The 19,138-nt window shown below is 73.1% G+C and carries 11 protein-coding genes; 5 read left to right on the top strand and 6 right to left on the bottom strand.

From position 1 onward, the window contains the following. Positions 1-176: 176 nt before the first annotated feature. The 3 genes from F5972_RS08820 to F5972_RS08810 all read right to left on the bottom strand — a co-directional run bounded on the left by F5972_RS08820 (position 177) and on the right by F5972_RS08810 (position 7,270). On the bottom strand, positions 177-2,612 hold the full coding sequence (locus F5972_RS08820) for a cellulose-binding domain-containing protein (RefSeq protein WP_225311285.1): 2,436 nt from the start codon (positions 2,610-2,612) through the stop codon (positions 177-179). 611 nt (positions 2,613-3,223) lie between these two features. Further along, complete coding sequence (locus tag F5972_RS08815; RefSeq protein ID WP_150932928.1) at positions 3,224-6,277, bottom strand: bifunctional [glutamine synthetase] adenylyltransferase/[glutamine synthetase]-adenylyl-L-tyrosine phosphorylase; 3,054 nt, start codon at positions 6,275-6,277, stop codon at positions 3,224-3,226. Positions 6,278-6,532: 255 nt separating this feature from the next. After that, positions 6,533-7,270: a type 1 glutamine amidotransferase gene (locus F5972_RS08810; RefSeq protein ID WP_150932927.1), complete on the bottom strand. Its 738-nt coding sequence runs from the start codon at positions 7,268-7,270 to the stop codon at positions 6,533-6,535. Positions 7,271-7,338: 68 nt separating this feature from the next. Here F5972_RS08810 and F5972_RS08805 point away from each other — a divergent pair, with 68 nt between their 5' ends. After that, positions 7,339-8,217: an alpha/beta hydrolase gene (locus tag F5972_RS08805; RefSeq protein ID WP_150932926.1), complete on the top strand. Its 879-nt coding sequence runs from the start codon at positions 7,339-7,341 to the stop codon at positions 8,215-8,217. Positions 8,218-8,234: 17 nt separating this feature from the next. Here the strand turns inward: F5972_RS08805 and F5972_RS08800 are convergent, their stop codons facing one another. Together F5972_RS08800 and glnA are read right to left on the bottom strand one after the other, a co-directional pair. Beyond that, a complete protein-coding gene (locus F5972_RS08800; protein WP_150932925.1) occupies positions 8,235-8,990 on the bottom strand; it encodes a hotdog fold domain-containing protein in 756 nt (251 codons plus the stop codon). 162 nt (positions 8,991-9,152) lie between these two features. Then, entirely contained in the window at positions 9,153-10,514 is a 1,362-nt protein-coding gene (gene glnA / locus F5972_RS08795) for a type I glutamate--ammonia ligase (protein WP_150933360.1), read from the bottom strand. Between the two features lie 178 nt (positions 10,515-10,692). On the opposite strand from glnA, the gene F5972_RS08790 reads away from it, so the two are divergent. Beyond that, positions 10,693-12,777, top strand: a complete 2,085-nt coding sequence (locus F5972_RS08790) for a sensor histidine kinase (protein ID WP_150932924.1) — start codon at positions 10,693-10,695, stop codon at positions 12,775-12,777. Between the two features lie 83 nt (positions 12,778-12,860). On the opposite strand, the gene F5972_RS08785 is transcribed toward F5972_RS08790, so the two are convergent. Beyond that, positions 12,861-13,820 carry a DUF5937 family protein gene (locus tag F5972_RS08785; RefSeq protein ID WP_225311284.1) on the bottom strand — a complete coding sequence of 320 codons (960 nt, stop codon included), beginning with the start codon at positions 13,818-13,820 and terminating at the stop codon, positions 12,861-12,863. Between the two features lie 87 nt (positions 13,821-13,907). Between F5972_RS08785 and F5972_RS08780 the strand changes: the two genes are divergently transcribed. The 3 genes from F5972_RS08780 to F5972_RS39160 all read left to right on the top strand — a co-directional run bounded on the left by F5972_RS08780 (position 13,908) and on the right by F5972_RS39160 (position 19,125). Continuing rightward, the gene (locus F5972_RS08780) at positions 13,908-15,107 is read left to right on the top strand and encodes an MDR family MFS transporter (RefSeq protein WP_150932923.1); all 1,200 of its coding nucleotides are present in this window, start codon (positions 13,908-13,910) and stop codon (positions 15,105-15,107) included. Between the two features lie 81 nt (positions 15,108-15,188). After that, on the top strand, positions 15,189-17,372 hold the full coding sequence (locus F5972_RS08775; RefSeq protein ID WP_150932922.1) for a sensor histidine kinase: 2,184 nt from the start codon (positions 15,189-15,191) through the stop codon (positions 17,370-17,372). A 250-nt stretch (positions 17,373-17,622) separates the two neighbouring features. Continuing rightward, entirely contained in the window at positions 17,623-19,125 is a 1,503-nt protein-coding gene (locus F5972_RS39160; RefSeq protein ID WP_150932921.1) for a BTAD domain-containing putative transcriptional regulator, read from the top strand. Positions 19,126-19,138 lie beyond the last annotated feature (13 nt).

Below are 19,138 nucleotides of genomic sequence, written 5' to 3'. Positions count from 1 at the left end.
CCCCTGTGGCGCCCGCGGACCGCGATGCCCGCCGCCATCCAGGTCGGACCGCACACACCCGCCGTGATCCATCCTCAGGACACACGCCTGCGGCCGTGCGCCCAGATGCGCGCCCCCGGAAACGGGCCGCGCCGGCGCCGGGGCGGATCGCCCAGGCGCCGGCGCGGATCATGAAATCAGGAGGCGGTGCAGGTCAGGGATGCCGGAGCACCGTTGCTCCCGCTGGAGGAGCCGGTGAAGCCGAACGTGGTCGATGCTCCGGCCCCGAGGGCGCCGTTGTAGGAGACGTTGCTCACCGAGACCGCGGACCCGCTCTGGGACAGGGTGCCGTTCCAGACCTGGGTGATGGTCTGGCCGCTGGGGAACGTCCAGCTCACCGACCACGAGGTGGTGGCGGTGGCGCCGGTGTTCCGCACCGTCACCTCGCCCTGGAAGCCGCCGGGCCACTCGTTGACGACCCGGTAGGCGGCGGCGCACCCCCCGCCGCCCGGCGACTGGCTCGGGGACTGACTCGGGGACTGACTCGGAGACTGGCTCGGAGACTGGCTCGGAGACTGGCTCGGAGACTGGCTTGGCGAGGACGAGGGAGAGGCCGACGGCGACGGCGACGGAACGGTCTCGTTCTTGATGTCCTGGTAGGCCGCCTCAAGCCCGGCGGCGGACATGACGGACCGCGCGCCGGTCGGCCAGTTGCCGTTGGTGACCGTGGTGTTGCCGTAGACGGTGTTGCCGTGGTCGCCGTTCGTCACGTCGGTGGAGCTGCTGGACGCCCAGTTGTTGGTGACCGTCAGGGCTCCGGTGTTGTTGCCGCCCTGGTAGTTGCCGTGGGCGAACATCCACCAGCTGCCGTCGAAGACGTTGTTCGTCGCCGTGATGGAGCGGGACCCCTCGTCGAAGTACAGGCCGAACTGGCCCGTGCCCGCCCTCAGGCAGTAGTTGCCGCTGATCTGCCCGCCGGGGTTGGCCGACAGAGTGTAGACGCACGCCCCGTCGTTCATCTGCTGCATGACGTCGTGCACGTAGTTCTGCGTGATCTTGTTGTTCGACGCGGTGGTCGCCGTCGAGTACCGCGGCTGGTAGTTGTACAGGCCCCGGTTCGTGTAGTCGGGGCTGCCGCCCGCATCGTTGGAGCCCCATCCGTACCCGAAGGCGACCCCCAGGTACGGCATGTTGTAGATCTCGTTGTGCGAGATCGTGGCGTTGGTGACATAGGTGGGCAGGAACGAGGTGATGCCCCGGTAGTCCACGCCGATGTCGTGCACCAGGTTGTCGGTGAAGGTGAGGTCGCGGTTGACCATCCGGGAGTCGCTCGGATGGTGCGCGTCGGCCTGCACTCCGCCCGCGACCACCGCGCCCGCCGCGCTGTACGCGAACACGTTGCCCGTCACCGTGATCGAGCTTGCCCCCAGCCCCACGCCGGATGCGTGGGCGTTGGCGTCGTTGCCGATGCCCAGCGCCGTCTGGCCCAGGTTCAGGAACCGGTCGCGGACGAAGCTGATCGTGTTGGCCGCCGACACCTGGACGGCCGCGGGCATCTGGTTCCAGTGCGGACGCACCGACTCGAACTGCGTGCACCCGTACTGGCAGGACGACAGCGCGTTGCTCGGCCAGTTCCAGTCGCCCGAGATGTACGCCCCCGTCTGCTGGTCGGCGTACCCCTGGTTGCTGCTGGGCCCCAGCCAGCTCGTCCCGGTGAACGTGATGCCGGAGAAGGTGATGTGGTGCGCGGGCGCGGCATAGGTGCCGCCGAGCTGCACCAGTGACTGCAGGAGGGGAAGCTCCACGTCCGCGGTGCTCATGTTCTTCCCGGACGGCGGGATGTAGTACAGCACCCCCGTGCCGGTGTTGAGGTACCACTCGCCGGGCGAGTCCAGGAACTCGTACGCGTTCTCCAGGTACATCGGTCCCTTGCGGTAGGGGTTGACGATGGTGTCGTACCCGAAGGTGTTGTTGTTCCAGGCCGGCTGCTTCATCGTGATGAAGTTGCCGGAGATGCTCTGCACGGGCACGTACCGGTCGGTGAACGAGCCGATGCCCTCCAGCTCGATCCGGCTCTGGCCGGCCAGGTTGTTCAAATAGCTCAGCGCGCTGTTGCTGAACCGCAGGCCGGTGCCGGTGGCGGTGAAGTCGGCCCGGTTCACCGTGGTACGGGCCCGGGTGGCCATGCGGCCGTCGACGTACAGCTGCCGGGTGTCGATCCCGGTGCCGACGCTCGCCTTCCAGATGTTCTTCCCGGAGTCGGCGACGGTCCATCCGGTGACCTGCCTGGCACCGCTGATGACCGGGCGCGCCCCCGGCGCCGCCTGCCAGACGACCCGGTAGCCGTCGCTTCCGGAGTCGGCGGCGGTGAACCTGAGCGGCGAGGTGCGCCGGTACACGCCGTCGGCGAGCTGCACGACGATGTCGCCGGACATGGAGCCGTTCTGCGACCGGACCGCCGTCTGCGCCGCGTCCAGGGAGCACGGCTCCGCGGAGGAGCAGGCGCCTCCGGTTCCGGAGGGCGACACGTACAGGGTCGTCGTGGCGGCGAGAGCCGGGATCGCAGGGGCGGCGGCGACCGCCGTCGCCGCCGTCACGGCCGCGGCGATCCCGGTCACAAGCGGTCTCAGCACCGCCGCCCGAGGGAAAAGGCCGTGCCGGCGCGGCTTGTCACGATGGTTCACGTGTTCTCCAGGGAGTGCGCGACGCGTCTCGTGGTGGGCCGAGGACGCCGGACAGGCCGGCCAGGCGAGTGCCCGCGGAGCTACCAACCGCGGTCGCCGTCCTGGCCGGGTCACCGGGGGCCCAGTGGCTTGAGTACTAATTACGAGGTGATCAGCGAAGTCAGTCAAGGCGCTTGTGCATGCCTATTTCCGGCTCCGCACGTCGGGGAGCGTGGCCCGGAAGCTCTCTACCTCACCAGATATCACGATCTACCTCAGCATTCGTCTCCCTCAGTCCGCCACTGGCAGGCGATGAGTCGTACTCAATGAGGCTCCCAGCCGGGGGTTGCGGGATGAATGAAACCTGAAACAAAGCCGCGGTCGCGCGGCGCCAGGCATGCCGGACCGTCGAAGCCAGGCCGCGCGTGCCGGCCCGTCGGGAGACAGCGGGCCGAGAAGGACCCGGAGAGTCGCGAGGGATCTGGACAAGGGGGACGGCGGCCGCGCCCGGCGGGTCCCGGAGACGGGGGACCCGCCGGGCGGCGGGGGTCAGCCAGGGTGGGGGGCAGCCAGGGTGGGGGTCAGCCCTCGTAGAAGACGCGCTCCACGACGGTCCTGGCCCGCCGCGTGGCGCGCCGGTAGTCCTCCACGAAGTCCTCGGTTCCCTCGGGCGGGTAGCCGAGGGCCCGGGCGAGCAGCAGCCGCTCCTTGACCAGCGTGGGGATGCTGTCGGCGGCCCGGCCGCGCACCAGCATCAGGGCGTCGCGGATGCGTGAGGCGAACAGCCACGCCTCCGCGAGCACCGCCTCGTCGGCCGCGTCGAGCAGGTCCTCCGCCGCCGCCGCGCGCAGCGCGTCCAGCGTGCGCGTGGTGCGCAGCGCCGGTACCGCTCCCGCGTGCCGCAGCTGGATGAGCTGGGCCACCCACTCCACGTCGGTCAGCCCGCCCCTGCCGAGCTTGGTGTGCAGGGCCGGATCGGCGCCGCGCGGCAGCCGTTCGGCCTCCATCCTGGCCTTGAGCTTGCGGATCTCCCGTACGGCGTCGACCGATATGCCGCCCTCCGGGTAGCGCAGCGGATCGACGAGGGCCGTGAACTCCCGGCCGAGGTCGGCGTCGCCCGCGCAGAACCGGGCGCGCAACAGCGCCTGCGCCTCCCAGTGCGAGGCCCAGCGGTCGTAGTAGGCCTTGTAGGAGGCGATCGTGCGGACGAGCGGCCCCTGCCGTCCCTCCGGCCGCAGCCCGGCGTCGATCTGCAGCGGCGGGTCGGGGGCGGGCCGCGCGAGCAGCCTGCGCGTCTCCTCGGCCACCGCGTGGGCCGCGTCGGTCGCGTCCCGCTCGGCCACGCCGGGCAGCGGCGCGTGCACGAACATCACGTCGGCGTCGCTGGCGTAGGAGCTCTCCAGGCCGCCGAGGCGGCCCATGGCGATCACGGCGATGCGGGTCGGGAACGACTCCCGCCGCTCCAGCGTGACCTTGTTGATCGCCGCGCCCAGCGCCGCCTGGATGGTCACGTCGTTGAGCGACGAGAGCGCCTGGCCGACCTCTTCGATGTCGATCAGGCCGGACAGGTCGGCGCAGGCCGTACGGAGCAGTTCCCGGCGGCGCAGCGCGCGGGCGGCGGCAACGGCGGTCTCGGCGTCCTCCGCGTAGCGGCTCACTGCTGCGGCGGCCTCGCCCGCCAGCGTCGCGGCCGGCCGTACGGCGAGCTCGGCGGGCGAGCCCAGCATGCCGACCGCGTCCGGGGCGTGCAGCAGCAGGCCGGTGACGTACTTGCTGGTGCCGAGCAGGTGGGCGAGGCGCTCGGCCACGGCGGTCTCGTCGCGCAGCAGGCGCAGGTACCACGGCGTGCTGCCGAGCTTGTCGCTCACCTGGCGGAACCCGAGCAGCCCGGCGTCCGGGTCGGGGGCGTCGGCGAACCAGCCGAGCATGACCGGCAGCAGCGTGCGCTGGATGGCCGCGCGGCGGGAGACGCCGCTGGTGAGCGCGGCGATGTGCCGTAAAGCGCCCTCGGGGTCGGCGTACCCGAGCGCCTGGAGGCGCGCGGTGGCGGCGGCCGTGGACAGGCGGGCCTCGGACTCCGGCAGGCGGGCGACCGCCTGCAGCAGCGGCCGGTAGAACAGCTTCTCGTGCAGCCGCCGCACCTCCAGCGCGTGCCGCTTCCAGGTGGTGGTGAACTCGCCCACCGGGTCGGTCGTCATGCCGAGCCCGCGGCCGATGCGCCGCAGGTCGGCGGTGTCCGACGGCACCACGTGCGTGCGGCGCAGCCGGTGCAGCTGGAGCATGTGCTCGACCTGCCGCAGGAAGGTGTACGCCTCGGCGAGGGCCTTGGCGTCGTCACGCCCGACGTAGCCGCCCCGCGACAGGGCGGCGAGGGCCGACAGCGTCGCCCTGCGGCGCAGCAGCGGGTCGGAGCGGCCGTGCACGAGTTGCAGGAGCTGGACGGCGAACTCGATGTCCCGCAGCCCGCCGGGGCCCAGCTTGATCTGCCGGTCGGCCTCGCCCACCGGCACGTGCGCCTCCACCCGGCGGCGCATGGACTGCACGTCCTCGACGAAGTTGGGCCGCGCCGCGGCCTGCCACACCAGGTCGTTGACCGCGGCCACGTACTGCTGGCCGAGCTCCAGGTCGCCGGCGACGGGCCGGGCCTTCAGCAGAGCCTGGAACTCCCAGGTCTTGGCCCAGCGGCGATAGTAGGCCAGGTGGCTTTCCATGCTGCGGACGAGCGGGCCCATCTTGCCCTCGGGACGCAGGTTGGCGTCCACCTCCCACAGCGCGCCCTCACGGGTGCTCGACGAGCAGGCCCGCATCATGCCCTGCGCGAGCCGCGTCGCGATCTGCAGCGCCTTGGTCTCGTCGACGCCCTCCCTGGGCTCGGCCACGAAGACGACGTCGACGTCGGAGATGTAGTTCAGCTCGCGCGCCCCGCACTTGCCCATGCCGATGACGGCCAGCCGCACGTCACCGGCGCCGGCCACCTCCGCCCTGGCGATGGCGAGGGCGGCGTCGAGCGACGCGGCGGCCAGGTCGGCCAGCGCGGCCGCGGTCTCCGCGAGCGTGCACTCGCCGGTCACGTCCCGGGCGGCCAGGTCGAGCAGCCTGGTCCGGTGGGCGACGCGCAGCGCGTCCATCGCCTGGGCCGTCGCCCCCGGCTCGGCCGCGCCCACTGCGGCCCCGCCGGCCACCGGCTCGGCGTCGTCCGGGTCCGCGCCGACCGCCAGCAGCATCTCCTCACACAGCTCACGGGCGACCGGCCACTGCGGCGACCCGGCCACCGCCAGGCACTCCGGGTGCCGTACGACGTGCTCGCCGAGCGCCGCGCTGATCCCGAACACGCCGAGCAGCCTGTGGCGCAGGGCGGGATCGTCGCGGAACGTTCCGAGCACGCTCGGGTCCCGCTCGACCAGGCGGCTCAGCGTGGTGAGCGCGAGATCGGGGTCGGCCGCCCTGACCAGGTCGTCGAGCAGCGCGAAATCGCCGACCGCCTCGGGGCCGAGGTCGTCGAGCAACCGTTCGGCCCGCGCGCCGTCGGCGAATCCCAGTGCGGCCAGGCGCCCGGCCGTCGTCTGTATCCGCGGCGCCGCGTTCACCGTTCCTTCCTCCACCCCGACGTCGATCACGTCGGTCCCCCGAGACATGCCTTCCCAGTAACCGTACACAGGGATGGACGCCTCCTCGCAGAGATCGGTCCCCCCTCGGGACCCGATTCTCGACCGGACGCCTCCCGGCGTCCATGGATGTCGCAGCTCGGCACGTGCCGGGCTCGCGCACACGGTAACCCGGTGGGTTGTGCGGCGTCCTTAGCGGTTTCTCTGCGTAATCGGCGCATCACGCGGTTTGCCCGCGCCCCTTAGCCCCTGTCCGGCGCGGCGGGACGGCAGGTCAGAGCCGCGTCACAGCCCCGTCATCTGGGCCGCGAACGCCTCGGCCAGCGGCCGCCAGGTCTGTTCGAGCTCCCGTCCGGCCGCCGTGACCTGCGCGTTCAGCTCTGCCGCCGCCTCCGGCGGAAGATCGCCGCTCTCGGCCCAGGAGGTGAAGATCGCGGGCGTGGCCTCGGGGTGGAACTGCACCGCCCAGGCGCGGTCGCCGAGCCGGTAGGCCTGGTTGGCGTACCGCGCCCCGGTCGCGAGCCGCACCGCGCCGGGCGGCAGCGTGGTCATCGCGTCGTGGTGGTACTGCACCGCCCGCAGCGGCGCCGTCCGGGAAGGCACCGGCTCAGGGAGCGCCGTCACGCCGGGCGGCGCGGACAGGAGCGGGTCGTCCGCCGCCTCGGGCAGCCGCTCGACCTCGCACAGGCCGATCTCCGGGCCCGCGTCGCCGCGCTCGACGGTCCCGCCGCAGGCCATGGTCATGAGCTGGGCGCCGAGGCAGATGCCGAGGACCGGCACGCCGCCGTCCACCGCGCGGGCGAGCAGGTCCCTGGTCGCGGGCAGCCACGGATATCCCTCGTCGTCCCACGCCGCCGCGGCGCCGCCGAGGACGAGCAGCCCGCCGCCGGCGGTCGCGGGCACCGCCTCTCCCTTGTACGGCCGGACGACCTCGACGCCGACGCCGGCGGCCTCCAGCCAGCCGGCGAAGTAGCCCAGGCCCGCCTCGGCCTCGTGCTCGATGACGAGCAGACGTTCACCCATAGCGGGCAGCTTAAAGACACATAACAGGACAGGCGATACCTGAGCAGGTCGTACCGTACAGTCCGCTCATGAAGTTCGACGAAGTCGCCGTCCCCGGCGGGCGGCTGAGGATCGCCCGGTTCGGCGACGGCCCCCGCCTGATCATCGCGGCGCACGGCATCAGCGCCTCCCTCATGTCCTGGCGCGCGGTGGGCGACGCGCTGCCGCCCGGCTGGTCGCTGATCGCCGCCGACCTGCGCGGCCGCGGCCACAGCGCCGGCCTGCCCGGCCCGTACGGCCTGGACCGGCACGCCGACGACCTGGAACTGGTGGCCGAGCACGTGGGCGCGGACGGCACCAGCGTGCTCACCGGGCACTCGATGGGCGCCTACGTCGCCGCCCTGCACGGCGCCGCTCGAACAGGGGCCGGGGGGTGGCGCTACGCCCGGGTCGTGCTGGTGGACGGCGGCCTCCCGCTCCCGCTGCCACCGGGCGCGGACCCCGACGCGGTGATGGCGGCGACGCTCGGCCCCGCCATCGCCCGGCTCTCCCAGACCTTCCCGGACGTGGAGGCGTATCTCGACCTGTTCCGCGCCCATCCCGCGCTGGCGGAGAACTGGTCTCCGGCGGTCGAGGAGTACGTCCGCTACGACGCCACCGGACCGGACGGCGCCGTGCGGTCACGCGTCCGCGAGGAGGCCGTCCGGCAGGACGGCCGCTGGCCGCTGACGAGACACGCGGAGATCGGCGCGGCGCTGAAGGCGATCGAGCCCGCGCCGCTCCTGCTCCGCGCGCCGAGGGGGTTGCTGAACCAGGACGTCGGGCTGCTGCCCGACGACCTCACCGCGCGGTGGAAGGCGGAACTGCCGGGGCTGCGCGACGAGGTCGTGCCGGACTGCAACCACTACACGATCCTGTTCGATCCCCGCTGCGCCGCGCTCGTGGCCGCCCGCCTCACCGCCGACTGATCACTTGGGTCACTTGGTCACTTGGGGGTGATCCAGGTCGCCTGGGCGGCGGCCACCAGCGTGCCGTCCACCTCGTAGACCGCGCTCGTGCCGAAGATCTTGCGGCCCTCGCGGCCGGTCGCGCGGGCGACGACGGAATACCTGCCCATCGGGTAGACCCGGCGGAACACCTGCCCGGTGAGCCGCCCGAGGAGCGGCGGCCGGGCGGGTTCCGCGCCGGTGAACGCGCGGTGGTGCGCCCACCCGGTGGCGCAGTCGAGCGCCGCCCAGACGATCGAGCCGGGGACCACGCCCTGCTCGTCGGTGACGTTGAACGGCACCCGCCATCCGGCGGCCACCAGGTCGGTGCCGTCCACCGGACCGGGGAAGATCCGCAGGCCGTCGCCCGGCTCGCGCAGCCCGCAGGCGAAGCAGCCCGCGATGGCGTGGCCGTCCCGCCCGGGGAAGCCCGCCTCCGCCCGCGCCGCGTCGGTGAACGACACGAACGGCGGCGGCGTCAGCGGCTCCGCGACGGGGATGGCCTCGGCGAGATGGCTCTCACCGCCACTCTCCCCCCCGCTCAGGACGACGGCGTTGCCGACCTGTTCGAGTGTCAGCCCGGTTTCGAGCGGGACCGGTCTGCGGAGGGTGACCTCCACCGGAGATTCATGACCGGCCCCCGTCAGCGTGCCGGCGAGGGTGCCCGCGATCCATCCGCCGTTGGCGGTGCCCTCGGGTCCCCGGAAGCGCTTCGGTACGGTCAGAACGGTCTGCAGCCCCGCAGCCGCCGTCATATGGCCACGCCCTCCCTGAGTCACGTCGATACGGCTCACCCGTAAGGGTCGCAACAAGTGTGCCGATTTTACTGTTCCGGCATAGGAAACAGTTAAACAGACGGGAGTGTCAGGAAGATTTGCAACCTGTAACGTCGCCGTGACGCCCGGCCGGGCGGCGGATCAGAGCACCGGCAGGTAGCGGCCGAGCTCGTACTCGGTCACCTGGCGGCGGTACTCCTGCCACTCCGAGCGCTTGTTGCGCAGGAAGTAGTCGAAGACGTGCTCCCCGAGCGTCTCGGCGACGAGCTCGCTGTGCTCCATCGCCGCGATGGCCTCGTCGAGCGACTGGGGCAGCGGCTGGATGCCGAGTGCCCGCCGCTCCGCGCTGGTCAGCGCCCAGACGTCGTCCTCGGCCCCCGGCGGCATCTCGTACCCCTCCTCGATCCCCTTGAGCCCGGCCGCCAGGATGACGGCGAAGGCGAGGTAGGGGTTGCAGGAGGAGTCGAGCGACCGGAACTCGATGCGGGTGGATCCGCCCTTGTGCGGCTTGTACATCGGCACCCGCACGAGCGCGGAGCGGTTGTTGTGGCCCCAGCAGATGTACGCGGGGGCCTCGCCGCCGGCTCCGGCGATCGCCTCGGCGCCGCCCCACAGCCGCTTGTAGGAGTTCACCCACTGGTTGCACACGGCGGTGATCTCCGCGGCGTGCTTCAGCAGCCCGCCGATGAACGACCGGCCGATCTTGGAGAGCTGGTAGTCGGAGCCGGGCTCGTAGAAGGCGTTGCGGTCGCCCTCGAACAGCGACATGTGCGTGTGCATGCCGGAGCCGGGGTAGTCGGTGAACGGCTTGGGCATGAACGAGGCCCACACGCCCTGCTCCAGCGCCACCTCCTTCATGACCAGCCGGAACGTCATGATGTTGTCGGCGGTGGTGAGCGCGTCGGCGTACCGCAGGTCGATCTCCTGCTGGCCCGGGGCGCCCTCGTGGTGGCTGAACTCCACCGAGATGCCCATCGACTCCAGCATCATGATCGCGTTGCGGCGGAAGTCGTGGCCCGCGCTGTGCGGGGTGTGGTCGAAGTAGCCGCCCTCGTCGATCGGCTCGGGCCTGCTGCCCTTCTCCGGCCGGTTGCGCAGCAGGAAGAACTCGACCTCGGGGTGGGTGTAGAAGGTGAAGCCCATGTCGGCCGCCTTGGCCAGCGTCCGCTTGAGAACGAAACGCGGGTCGGCGTGCGACGGCGAGCCGTCCGGCATCAGGATGTCGCAGAACATGCGGGCGGCGCCCGGCGTCTCGCTGCGCCACGGCAGGATCTGGAACGTCGAGGGGTCGGGCTTGGCCAGCATGTCCGACTCGTAGACCCGCGAGAAGCCCTCGATCGCCGAGCCGTCGAACCCGATGCCCTCGGCGAAGGCGCCCTCCAGTTCGGCCGGGGCGATCGCCACCGACTTCAGGAAACCGAGCACGTCGGTGAACCACAGCCGGATGAACCGGATGTCTCGCTCTTCGAGCGTGCGGAGGACGAATTCCTGCTGGCGGTCCAAGGCGTACCTCTCGGAGTTCACAGAACGGCGTGTCTACCAGTCTGCCTCGTCCGTGTTTCACAGGGGTTACGAGGGGGTGTGAGAGCGAACCAACCGGGCCCGCGCGTCGTCGATGCCATTGATCCGGTGTTGATCCGGCGTCCAGTGAGCATCGACCCGCGCGTTCTACGGTCCCCGCATGCCGGTGCACGACCAGAAGGAGTTCCCACCCGTGGCACGACCGCCGCTCGACACTCGCGCCCTCGACTGGCCCGGCCGGGTGCGGGCGTACGGCCCGGCCGTCGCGGTGGCCATCGCGTGCGCGGCGATCGCCCTGGAGATCGGCGACATCTGGGTGACCGCGCAACTGCCGCCGTCCCCCTACAACCCGCTGCCGTTCGCCCCGGAGGACGTGGCCGGCACCACGTTCCCGATCTTCGGGGCACTGCTGGTGATCTCCCGGCCCCGGCTGCTGCTCGGCTGGCTGCTGTGCCTGGGCGGCCTGGGCTCGGCCGCCAACATCCTCGCGGCCAACACGGCGGCCCTGCTCGTCCTGAACGGAGGGCATCCGCTGGTCCACCCGCTGTGGGTCTTCGCCGACGGGGTGTGGAACCTCACGACGTACGCCCTCGGCGTGCTGCTGCCGTTGCTGTATCCCACCGGGCGGATCCTCTCCAAGCGGTGGTGCGTGCCCGGGGCGATCACCGCGACGGCCCTCGGCCTCGACTGGCTGTGCTCGTGGATCGCCCCGTCGAGCGTCCGCACGGGCGGCAACGCGCTGGAGGTGGCGGCCTTCGCGCCCTACTACGACCACACCCGGCAGGGCCTGCACATGGTCGTCGCGGTGGGGATGGCCCTGGCGTTCTCCTCGCTCGTCGTGCGGTTCCACCGGGCCGACGGGATCGAGCGCCGGCAGATCCTCTGGCCGCTGGTCGCCATGGCCGGCCTGGTCGTCCCGTGGGTGATCGGCTATCCGGTCTGGTGGACGGCCACCCTGACACTGCCCCTGGTGCCGGCCGCGATCGCGGTCGCCGTGCTGCGCTACCGGCTCTACGGCATCGACACGCTGATCAGCCGCACCCTCGTCGGCGCCGGCCTGGTCGGCGTGGTCGCCGCCGTCTACGTGCTCGTGGGCGCGGGCTCCAGCCTGGTCCTGTCCGGCGTCGACCGGTTCGCCGGGCTGGCCGCGGCCCTGTTCGCCGGGGCGTTCTTCCATCCGATCCGCCGCGGCCTGCAGCGCCTGGCCGACCACGCGCTGTACGGCAGGGGCGGCGACCCGCACGCGCTGGCCGCCGGTCTCCGGCGGCGGCTGCCGCACACCGACCCCGCGCACGCCCTGCTCACCGCCCTGGACGTGCTGCGCGACGGCCTGTCGGTCACCGGCATCGCGGTGCAGATCGACGGGGACCCCGACGGGAAGACCACGACCAGCGGCCGGGTCGGCCCGGTGGCGCGCGAGATGCCGCTGGTGTGGCACGGCGAGCCGGTCGGCCGCATGCTGATCGGGCCGCCGGGCCGCCGCCGGTTCCCCGCCGCCCACGACGAGCGGGTGATCGCGGTGCTGGCGCCGTACGTCGCGGACGCCGCGCACACGGTGCTGCTGACCACCGCTCTGCAGCGCTCCCGCGAACGCATCCTGACCGCCGGGGAGGAGGAGCGGCGGCGGCTCCGCCGCGACCTGCACGACGGGCTCGGGCAGACGCTGGCGTCGATGGCGATGACGCTCAACGCCGCGCGGGTCAGCCTGGAACGCTCCCCCGACGCCGCCGACACACTGCTGCGCGACCTGCGCGAGGGCATGGACACCGTCACCGCCGACGTCCGCCAGCTCGTGTACGGCCTGCGTCCCCCCGCGCTCGACGACCTCGGGCTGGCGGGAGCCGTACGGGCCCTGGTGGAGGAGGCCCGGCCGGGCCTCGCGGCCGGAGCGGAGTCGGTCGCCGAGGTCGAGGTGACCGGTGACCTGGCCGGGCTGCCCGCCGCCGCGGAGGTGGCGGCCTACCGGATCGTGCAGGAGGCGCTGACCAACGTGCGCAAGCACGCGCGGGCGCGGCACGTGCGGGTGGCCCTGCACCGGAACGGCGAGCTGCGGGTGACGGTCGCCGACGACGGCGTGGGGCTCCCGGCAGACCGCAGGGCGGGGGTCGGCCTGTGCTCGATGGCGGAGCGGGCGGCCGAGCTGGGCGGCACCTGCACCGTCGGCTCCGAGCCCGGCCGGGGCACGACCGTCACGGCCCGTCTGCCGGCCGTACCCGGGCCCTCCCTCGGCGGCGCGTGGTCCTGACGGCCGCGCCGAATCGGCGTGCACAGCCCGGCGGACACAGGCCGGCGAGCCCAAGTCGGCGAGCTCAAGTCGATCGGGCCGGATCAGCGGGCGGCGGTCAGCGCGTCCCCGACCGGGGTCCGCCGGTAGAGCACCTCGCGGCCGAGCCGCTGCCGCGTCACGAGCCCGCCGCCGGACAGCACGGTGAGGTGCTGGCTCACCGCGCCCGGCGTGAGGCCGAGCCGCCGGGCGAGCGCGGTGGTCGTGCCGGGCTCGGCCAGCGCGGTCAGCACCTGGGCCCGGGTGCGGCCGATGAGCGCGGCCAGCTCCGGGGCGCAGGGCACGCCGGCCGACCACAGCGTGCCCACCCCGCGCGCCGGGTAACACAGCATGGGCCGGTACGGCTCGTACATGACGGCGACGCCCGGCCGGGAGAAGGCGCTCGGCACCAGGACGAGGCCGTCGCCGCCGAGGTCGCCGTCGTAGGCGCATCTCCTGGCCGTCACCAGCCGGTCGCCGTGCCAGGCGACCTCGGGGTGCAGGTCCGCGAACAGCTCACGCACTCCCCCGGCCGCGAGCGTGCGGGCGCGCCACATCACGTCCGCCTCCAGCAGCGCGCGGACCGCCGGCCAGAACTCCTCCAGGGCGACCGTCCAGTACCGTTCCAGCAGATCCGCCACCCGCCGTACGCCCGCGGCGGGGTCGGCCGTGAACCGCGCGAGGGCGGCGGGATCGGGCGTCTGCACCCACGCCGCCTCCTCGTACGCCGTGCCGGGAGGCGTGGCGCGGACCCGCTCCAGCTCGGCGGGGAAGCCGGGCAGCGGCGTGTCCGGCGGCGGCGTGAGGAAGTCGGGCAGATAGCCGCTCACCGGCACGAGCGCGAACAGGTCGGTGAGGTCGAGCCCCCGCAGGCGCGGCCGTACGGCCCTCAGCCACGGCAGGTGCGGCGAGTGGCGGTCCGGGGCCCGCAGCACCCTGAGGCTGGCCACGAGCTCCCACATCGGGGAGAAGGCGAACCGCAGCCGCGCCACGTCGTCCGGCGTGAACCGCCACTCCACCGGCACCGCGCGCCCCCATGTTTCAGTGGCCCATGTTTCAGCGAGGCCTAAAACATTCGCACGGCGGACCCGGCATGTCCAACAGTGATCGGCGTGACATCCGTTACCAGCAGGGCTGGGTTCCTCCGGTCGAGGGCCGGCGGCCTGCCCCGGCCGTTCTGGGTGCTGTTCGGCGGCTCGTTCGTGAACCGTCTCGGCACGATGGTGGAGCCGTTCATCGGCGTCTACCTCACACAGGAGCGGGGCCTGCCGCTGACGACCACCGGACTGGTGATGACCATGTTCGGGGTGGGGTCGCTGCTGGCGCAGCCGGTCGCGGGGTGGCTGAGCGACCACCTCGGGCGCCGCGCCACCCTGACGGGCGGGATGGTCGCGACGGCCGTCACCATGCTCGCGCTCGGCTACACCACGAGCGTGCCGGGGCTCGTCGCGGGGATGCTCGTGCTGGGGATCGTGGTGGACGCCTACCGCCCGGCGTCGCAGGCGATCGTCGCCGACCTGGTGCCGCCGGAGGACCGGCCCCGGGCCTTCGGGCTGCTGTTCTGGGCGGTCAACCTCGGGTTCGCGGTGGCGATGGTGGCCGGCGGCTGGCTCGCCCGCTCAGGCTTCACAGTGTTGTTCTGGGTGGACGCCGTCACCTGCCTGGTCTTCGGCGTCCTCGTGTGGCGGGCGATCCCGGAGACCCGCCCATCCCGGGACGACGCGCCGCCCGGCCGGTTCGCCGACGTGCTGCGCGACCGGGTCATGGTGGCCTTCGTGCTGGCCAACCTGGTGTACGCGCTGGTCTACCTGCAGGTCCACAGCGCGCTGCCGCTCGCGATGACCGGGCAGGGCCTGCCGACCAGCGCGTACGGCATGGCCATGGCGGTGAACGGCCTGCTGATCGTGGTCGTGCAGCCGGTCACGACCGTCTGGCTGGCCCGGTTCGACCCGTCCAGGGTGCTCGCGGCCGGGTTCGCGCTCGTCGGGCTCGGCTTCGCGCTGACCTCCCTGGTGTCGTCGGGAGCCGGGTACGCGGCGACCGTGGCCGTCTGGACGCTCGGCGAGGCGCTGACCGCCGGGATCCCGGGGGCGATCGTCGCGACGCTCGCCCCCGCGCACCTGCGGGGACGTTACTCCGGCCTGTACGGACTGTCGTGGTCGGCCGGGGCGCTGCTCGCGCCCCTCGTCGGCACCCGGCTGCTGGCGGACGCGCCGGGCCTGGTCTGGCCGGTGCTTGGCGGCCTCGGCCTGCTCGCGGCGGGAGCCCAGCTTCTCCTCGGCCGCGCGGTCCGCCGCCGCTCCGCCGCCTGACGAAAGGGCCCGCGTCCCGGCCAGCGGCGTCCCGGTTTTCTGTTCCAGGGCGGAACGGGACAGGTCATAATTCGGTCCAGAATGGACGAGAACCCCCCTGCCTTCCCCGCGCGCACGATGGCGTACGCGATGGCGGCCGTCGCGCTCGGACTGACTCTCCTGGGGGTCGTGGTCCAGCTCCGGCTCCCCGCCGAATGGCAGCCGCATCCGGCGATCCCGCCCGACGCCGGCATCGCCCTCACGTTCCCGGCCACGGGGGCGTTCCTGGTGTCCCGGCGGCCCCGGCTCATCATGGCCTGGCTGATGTGCGCCGGCGGCCTGCTGGGGTCGGTGAACGTCGCCTTCACGGCGTTCTCGTTCCACTGGGCCTCGCAAGGTGAGATGGGCGCGGCCATCGCCGCACGCGCGGTGTACCTCGTGGGCTGGGCGGTGGCGGGCCTGATGCTCGCGGTCCTGCTTCCGCTCTACTCCCCCGACGGCCGGCTCCCCTCACGCGGGTGGCGGGCCGTCGTCGTGCTGGGCGTCCTCACCACCGTCTTCCTGATCGTCATGGGCCTGGTGCGGCCCGATCCGGATCCCGCGGACTACCCCTGGCCGGAAGTGATCCACAATCCGCTGGAGATCAGAGCCCTCGCCCCCTACTACCAATCGCTGTGGATGGCACCGCAGGTGCTCGTCCAGGTCTGCGTGGTCGCGGCGCTCGCCTCGCTCGCCCTGCGGATGCGGCGGGCCGACCCGGCGACGCGGCGGCAGATCGCCTGGCCGCTCCTGTTCTTCGCCGTGTACGTCCTGCTGTACCTGCTGGGGATGTCGGCCTCGGTCGCGGCCACCCTGTGGACGGCGCTGATCCCGCCGTCGATCCTCTTCGCGGTCCTGCGCTACCGGTTGTACGGCATCGACACGGTGATCAGCCGGACCTTCGTCGCCGCGGGCCTGCTCGTCGGGGTCAGCGCCGTGTACTTCGGCGCCGGGGCGCTGTCCAGCCTCGTCGTGTTCGGGTACCACCAGGTGGCCGGGCTCGCGGCGGCGCTGTTCGCGGGCGCGTTCTTCCAGCCGCTGCGCCGGGCGCTGCAGCGCGTCGTGGACCGCGCGCTGTACGGGCCGGTGGGCGACCCGGCGCTGCTCGCCGAGCGGCTGACTCAGGAGGTGCGGCGGGCCGACCCCGCCGACGCGCTCGCCTCGGTCGTGACGGTCGTGCGGGACGGCCTCGCCGTGGAAGGGGTCGCCGTCGAGATCGCCGACGGTAGTCCGAGGTACGTCGAGAGCGGCCACGTCGGTCCCTCGCCCCGCGAGGTGCCGCTGGTCTGGCACGGCGAGCCCGTGGGCCGGCTGCTGGTGGGCCCGCCGGGCGCCCGGAGGTTCGCCGCCGCGCACGACGAGCGGGTGCTCGCCACCCTGCTCCCCTACGTGGCCGACGTGGCCCACGCCGTACGCATGGCCGCCGACCTGCAGCGGTCGCGGGAGCGCATCCTGGCCGCCCGCGAGGAGGAGCGCCGGCGGCTGCGCCGCGACCTGCACGACGGGCTGGGCCAGACCCTCGGGGCCATGGCGATGACGATCAACATCGCGCGGATGAGCCTCACCCGGTCGCCCTCCACCGCCGACGGCCTGCTGCGGGACCTTCGGGTGGGCATGGACGCCGTGGCGGGCGACATCCGCGAGCTCGTGTACGGCCTGCGTCCGCCCGCCCTCGACGACCTCGGGCTGGCGGGAGCCGTACGCGCCCTCGCGGAGGAGACGCTGCCCGCCGGCGGCTCCGGGCACGAGGAGGACGCTCCGGCGCCAGTGGACGTCACGGTGCGGGCCGAGGGCGACCTCGCCGGCCTGCCCGCCGCCGTGGAGGTCGCGGTCTACCGCATCGTGCAGGAGGCGCTGAACAACGTGCGCCGCCACGCGCGCGCCACGCGGGTCCAGGTCGAGGTCACCCGCACCGGAGCGGAGCCGGGAACCGAGGCGGAGACGGAGGCGGCGGCGGGGCCGGGAGCGGAGGCGAGGCCAGGAGCGGGGGCGGCGGCGGGATCGGGAACCGGGGCGGCGGCAGGGCCGGGAGCGGAGGTGAGGGCAGGAGCGGGGGCGGAGGACGGCGGTGGCGAGCTGCGGGTGCGGATCACGGACGACGGCATCGGCCTGCCCGCCCGTCTGCGCGCGGGGGTGGGCATGTCCTCGATGCGCGAACGCGCGGCGGAGCTCGGCGGCAGCTGCACGGTCACCGCCCCCGACATCGGCGGCACGGTCGTCGAGGCCCGGTTCCCGCTCACCGCCTGACCCTCGCCGCCACGGGAACCCCCGGCTCCGCTCCCGGGCGGTGCCCCACCCCTGGGGAGAGCCGCTTGAGCCGCACACCGGCCGCGTCCGCCCTCTGCCGGGCGGCGTTCGCGCTGTGCCGGGTGGCGCTTCCCGACCGGCGGGAGCAGAGCGGAAGTGGGCCGGGAGCAGGCATGTCACGACCTCGTGACACAACCGAGAGGCGCTCGGCGCGTCTTCGGCGGTCGCTGCCCTTACGCTTACCCGTGCGATGGTGATTTTTCGTGCTCTGGGGCCGTTCGAGGCTATTTCCGATGGTGAGACGCTCGATCTGGGCGGGCAACGGCAGCAGGCCGTGCTCGCCCGGCTACTCGTGGCCGGAGGGCGCGCGGTGCCGGTGAGCGCGCTCATCGACGAGCTGTGGCCCGGCGAGCCGCCCGCCCAGGCGCTGTCCACCATCCAGGGGTACGTCTCGCGGCTGCGGCGGGCGCTCGAACCCGGCCGCGCGCCGCGCGAGGAGGCGGGCATCCTGGTCTCGGCTCCCCCCGGGTACGCGCTGCGCGCCGGCGTCGAGGACGTGGACTCCTGGCACTTCGAGCACCTCGTCAAGAACGAGCACGACGGCCCGGCGGCGACGCTGGAGCGGATGGAGACGGCCCTCGGGCTCTGGCGGGGGCCCGCGCTCGCCGGGTTCCAGGAGCTGATGTGGGCGCAGGCCGAGGCGATGCGGCTGGACGAGCTGCGTCTCCTCGCCGTGGAGCGTCGCGCGGACGCCGCCCTGCGGCTCGGCCGCACCGGCGCCCTGATCCCGGACCTGGAGGCGCACGCCTCGGCGCACCCGCTGCGGGAGGAGGCCTGGCGGCTGCTCGCGCTCGCGCTCTACCGCGCGGGGCGGCAGGGCGACGCGCTCGGCGCGCTGCGGCGGGCCAGGGAGGCCCTGCGCGACGAACTCGGCCTCGACCTCGGCCCCACCCTGCAGCGTCTGGAGCAGGACATCCTCGCGCAGGCGGGGCACCTCGACGCTCCCGATGCGGGCGCTCCGGCCCCCGCGCGGGCCGCTTCCGCCGTTCCCAACGCGCCCGACGGGTCGCGTGGAACGGAGCCGGCGCGGGCCGGCACGCGGGCCCTGCGCGTGCTGATCGCCGACGACCAGGCGTTGGTGCGCACCGGCCTGAAGGTGATCCTCGACAGCGAGCCGGGGCTCGACCTCGTCGGAGAGGCGGAGAACGGCGAGCAGGCCATCGCGCTCGTCCGCGACGCACGGCCCGACGTGGTGCTCATGGACATCCAGATGCCGCGCCTGGACGGCCTGGCGGCGGCCCGGCGGATCCTGGCGGCGGAGGCCCCGCCGAAGGTGATCATGATGACCACCTTCGGCACCGACGAGAACCTGTACGCCGCGCTGCGGGCCGGGGTGAGCGGTTTCGTGCTGAAGACCTCGGCGCCCGAGCAGCTCATCGCGGCGGTCAGAGCCGCCGTCGCGGGTGACGCGCTGCTGGACCCGGCGGTCACGACCCACCTCATCTCCGCCTTCGCCGGGCGGCGCGACCCGTCGGCGCCGGAGGGCCTGTCCGACGCCGACATCGACCTGATCAAGCTTGTCGCCCGGGGCTTCACCAACCGGCAGATCGCGATGACCCTGGACGTGCCGGAAGGCGAGGTCGCCGGCGACGTGACGGCGCTGCTGCGCGCTCTGGGGCTGGTCGACCGCGCCCAGCTGGTGGTTCTCGCGTACGAGAGGGGTCTGGTCAGCCCGGGATCGCCCGGAGCCTGAACTACTTATCGTC

The organism is Microbispora cellulosiformans (assembly GCF_008728085.1).
Classification (GTDB): domain Bacteria; phylum Actinomycetota; class Actinomycetes; order Streptosporangiales; family Streptosporangiaceae; genus Microbispora; species Microbispora amethystogenes.
This window is presented reverse-complemented; position numbering and strand designations above follow the sequence as displayed.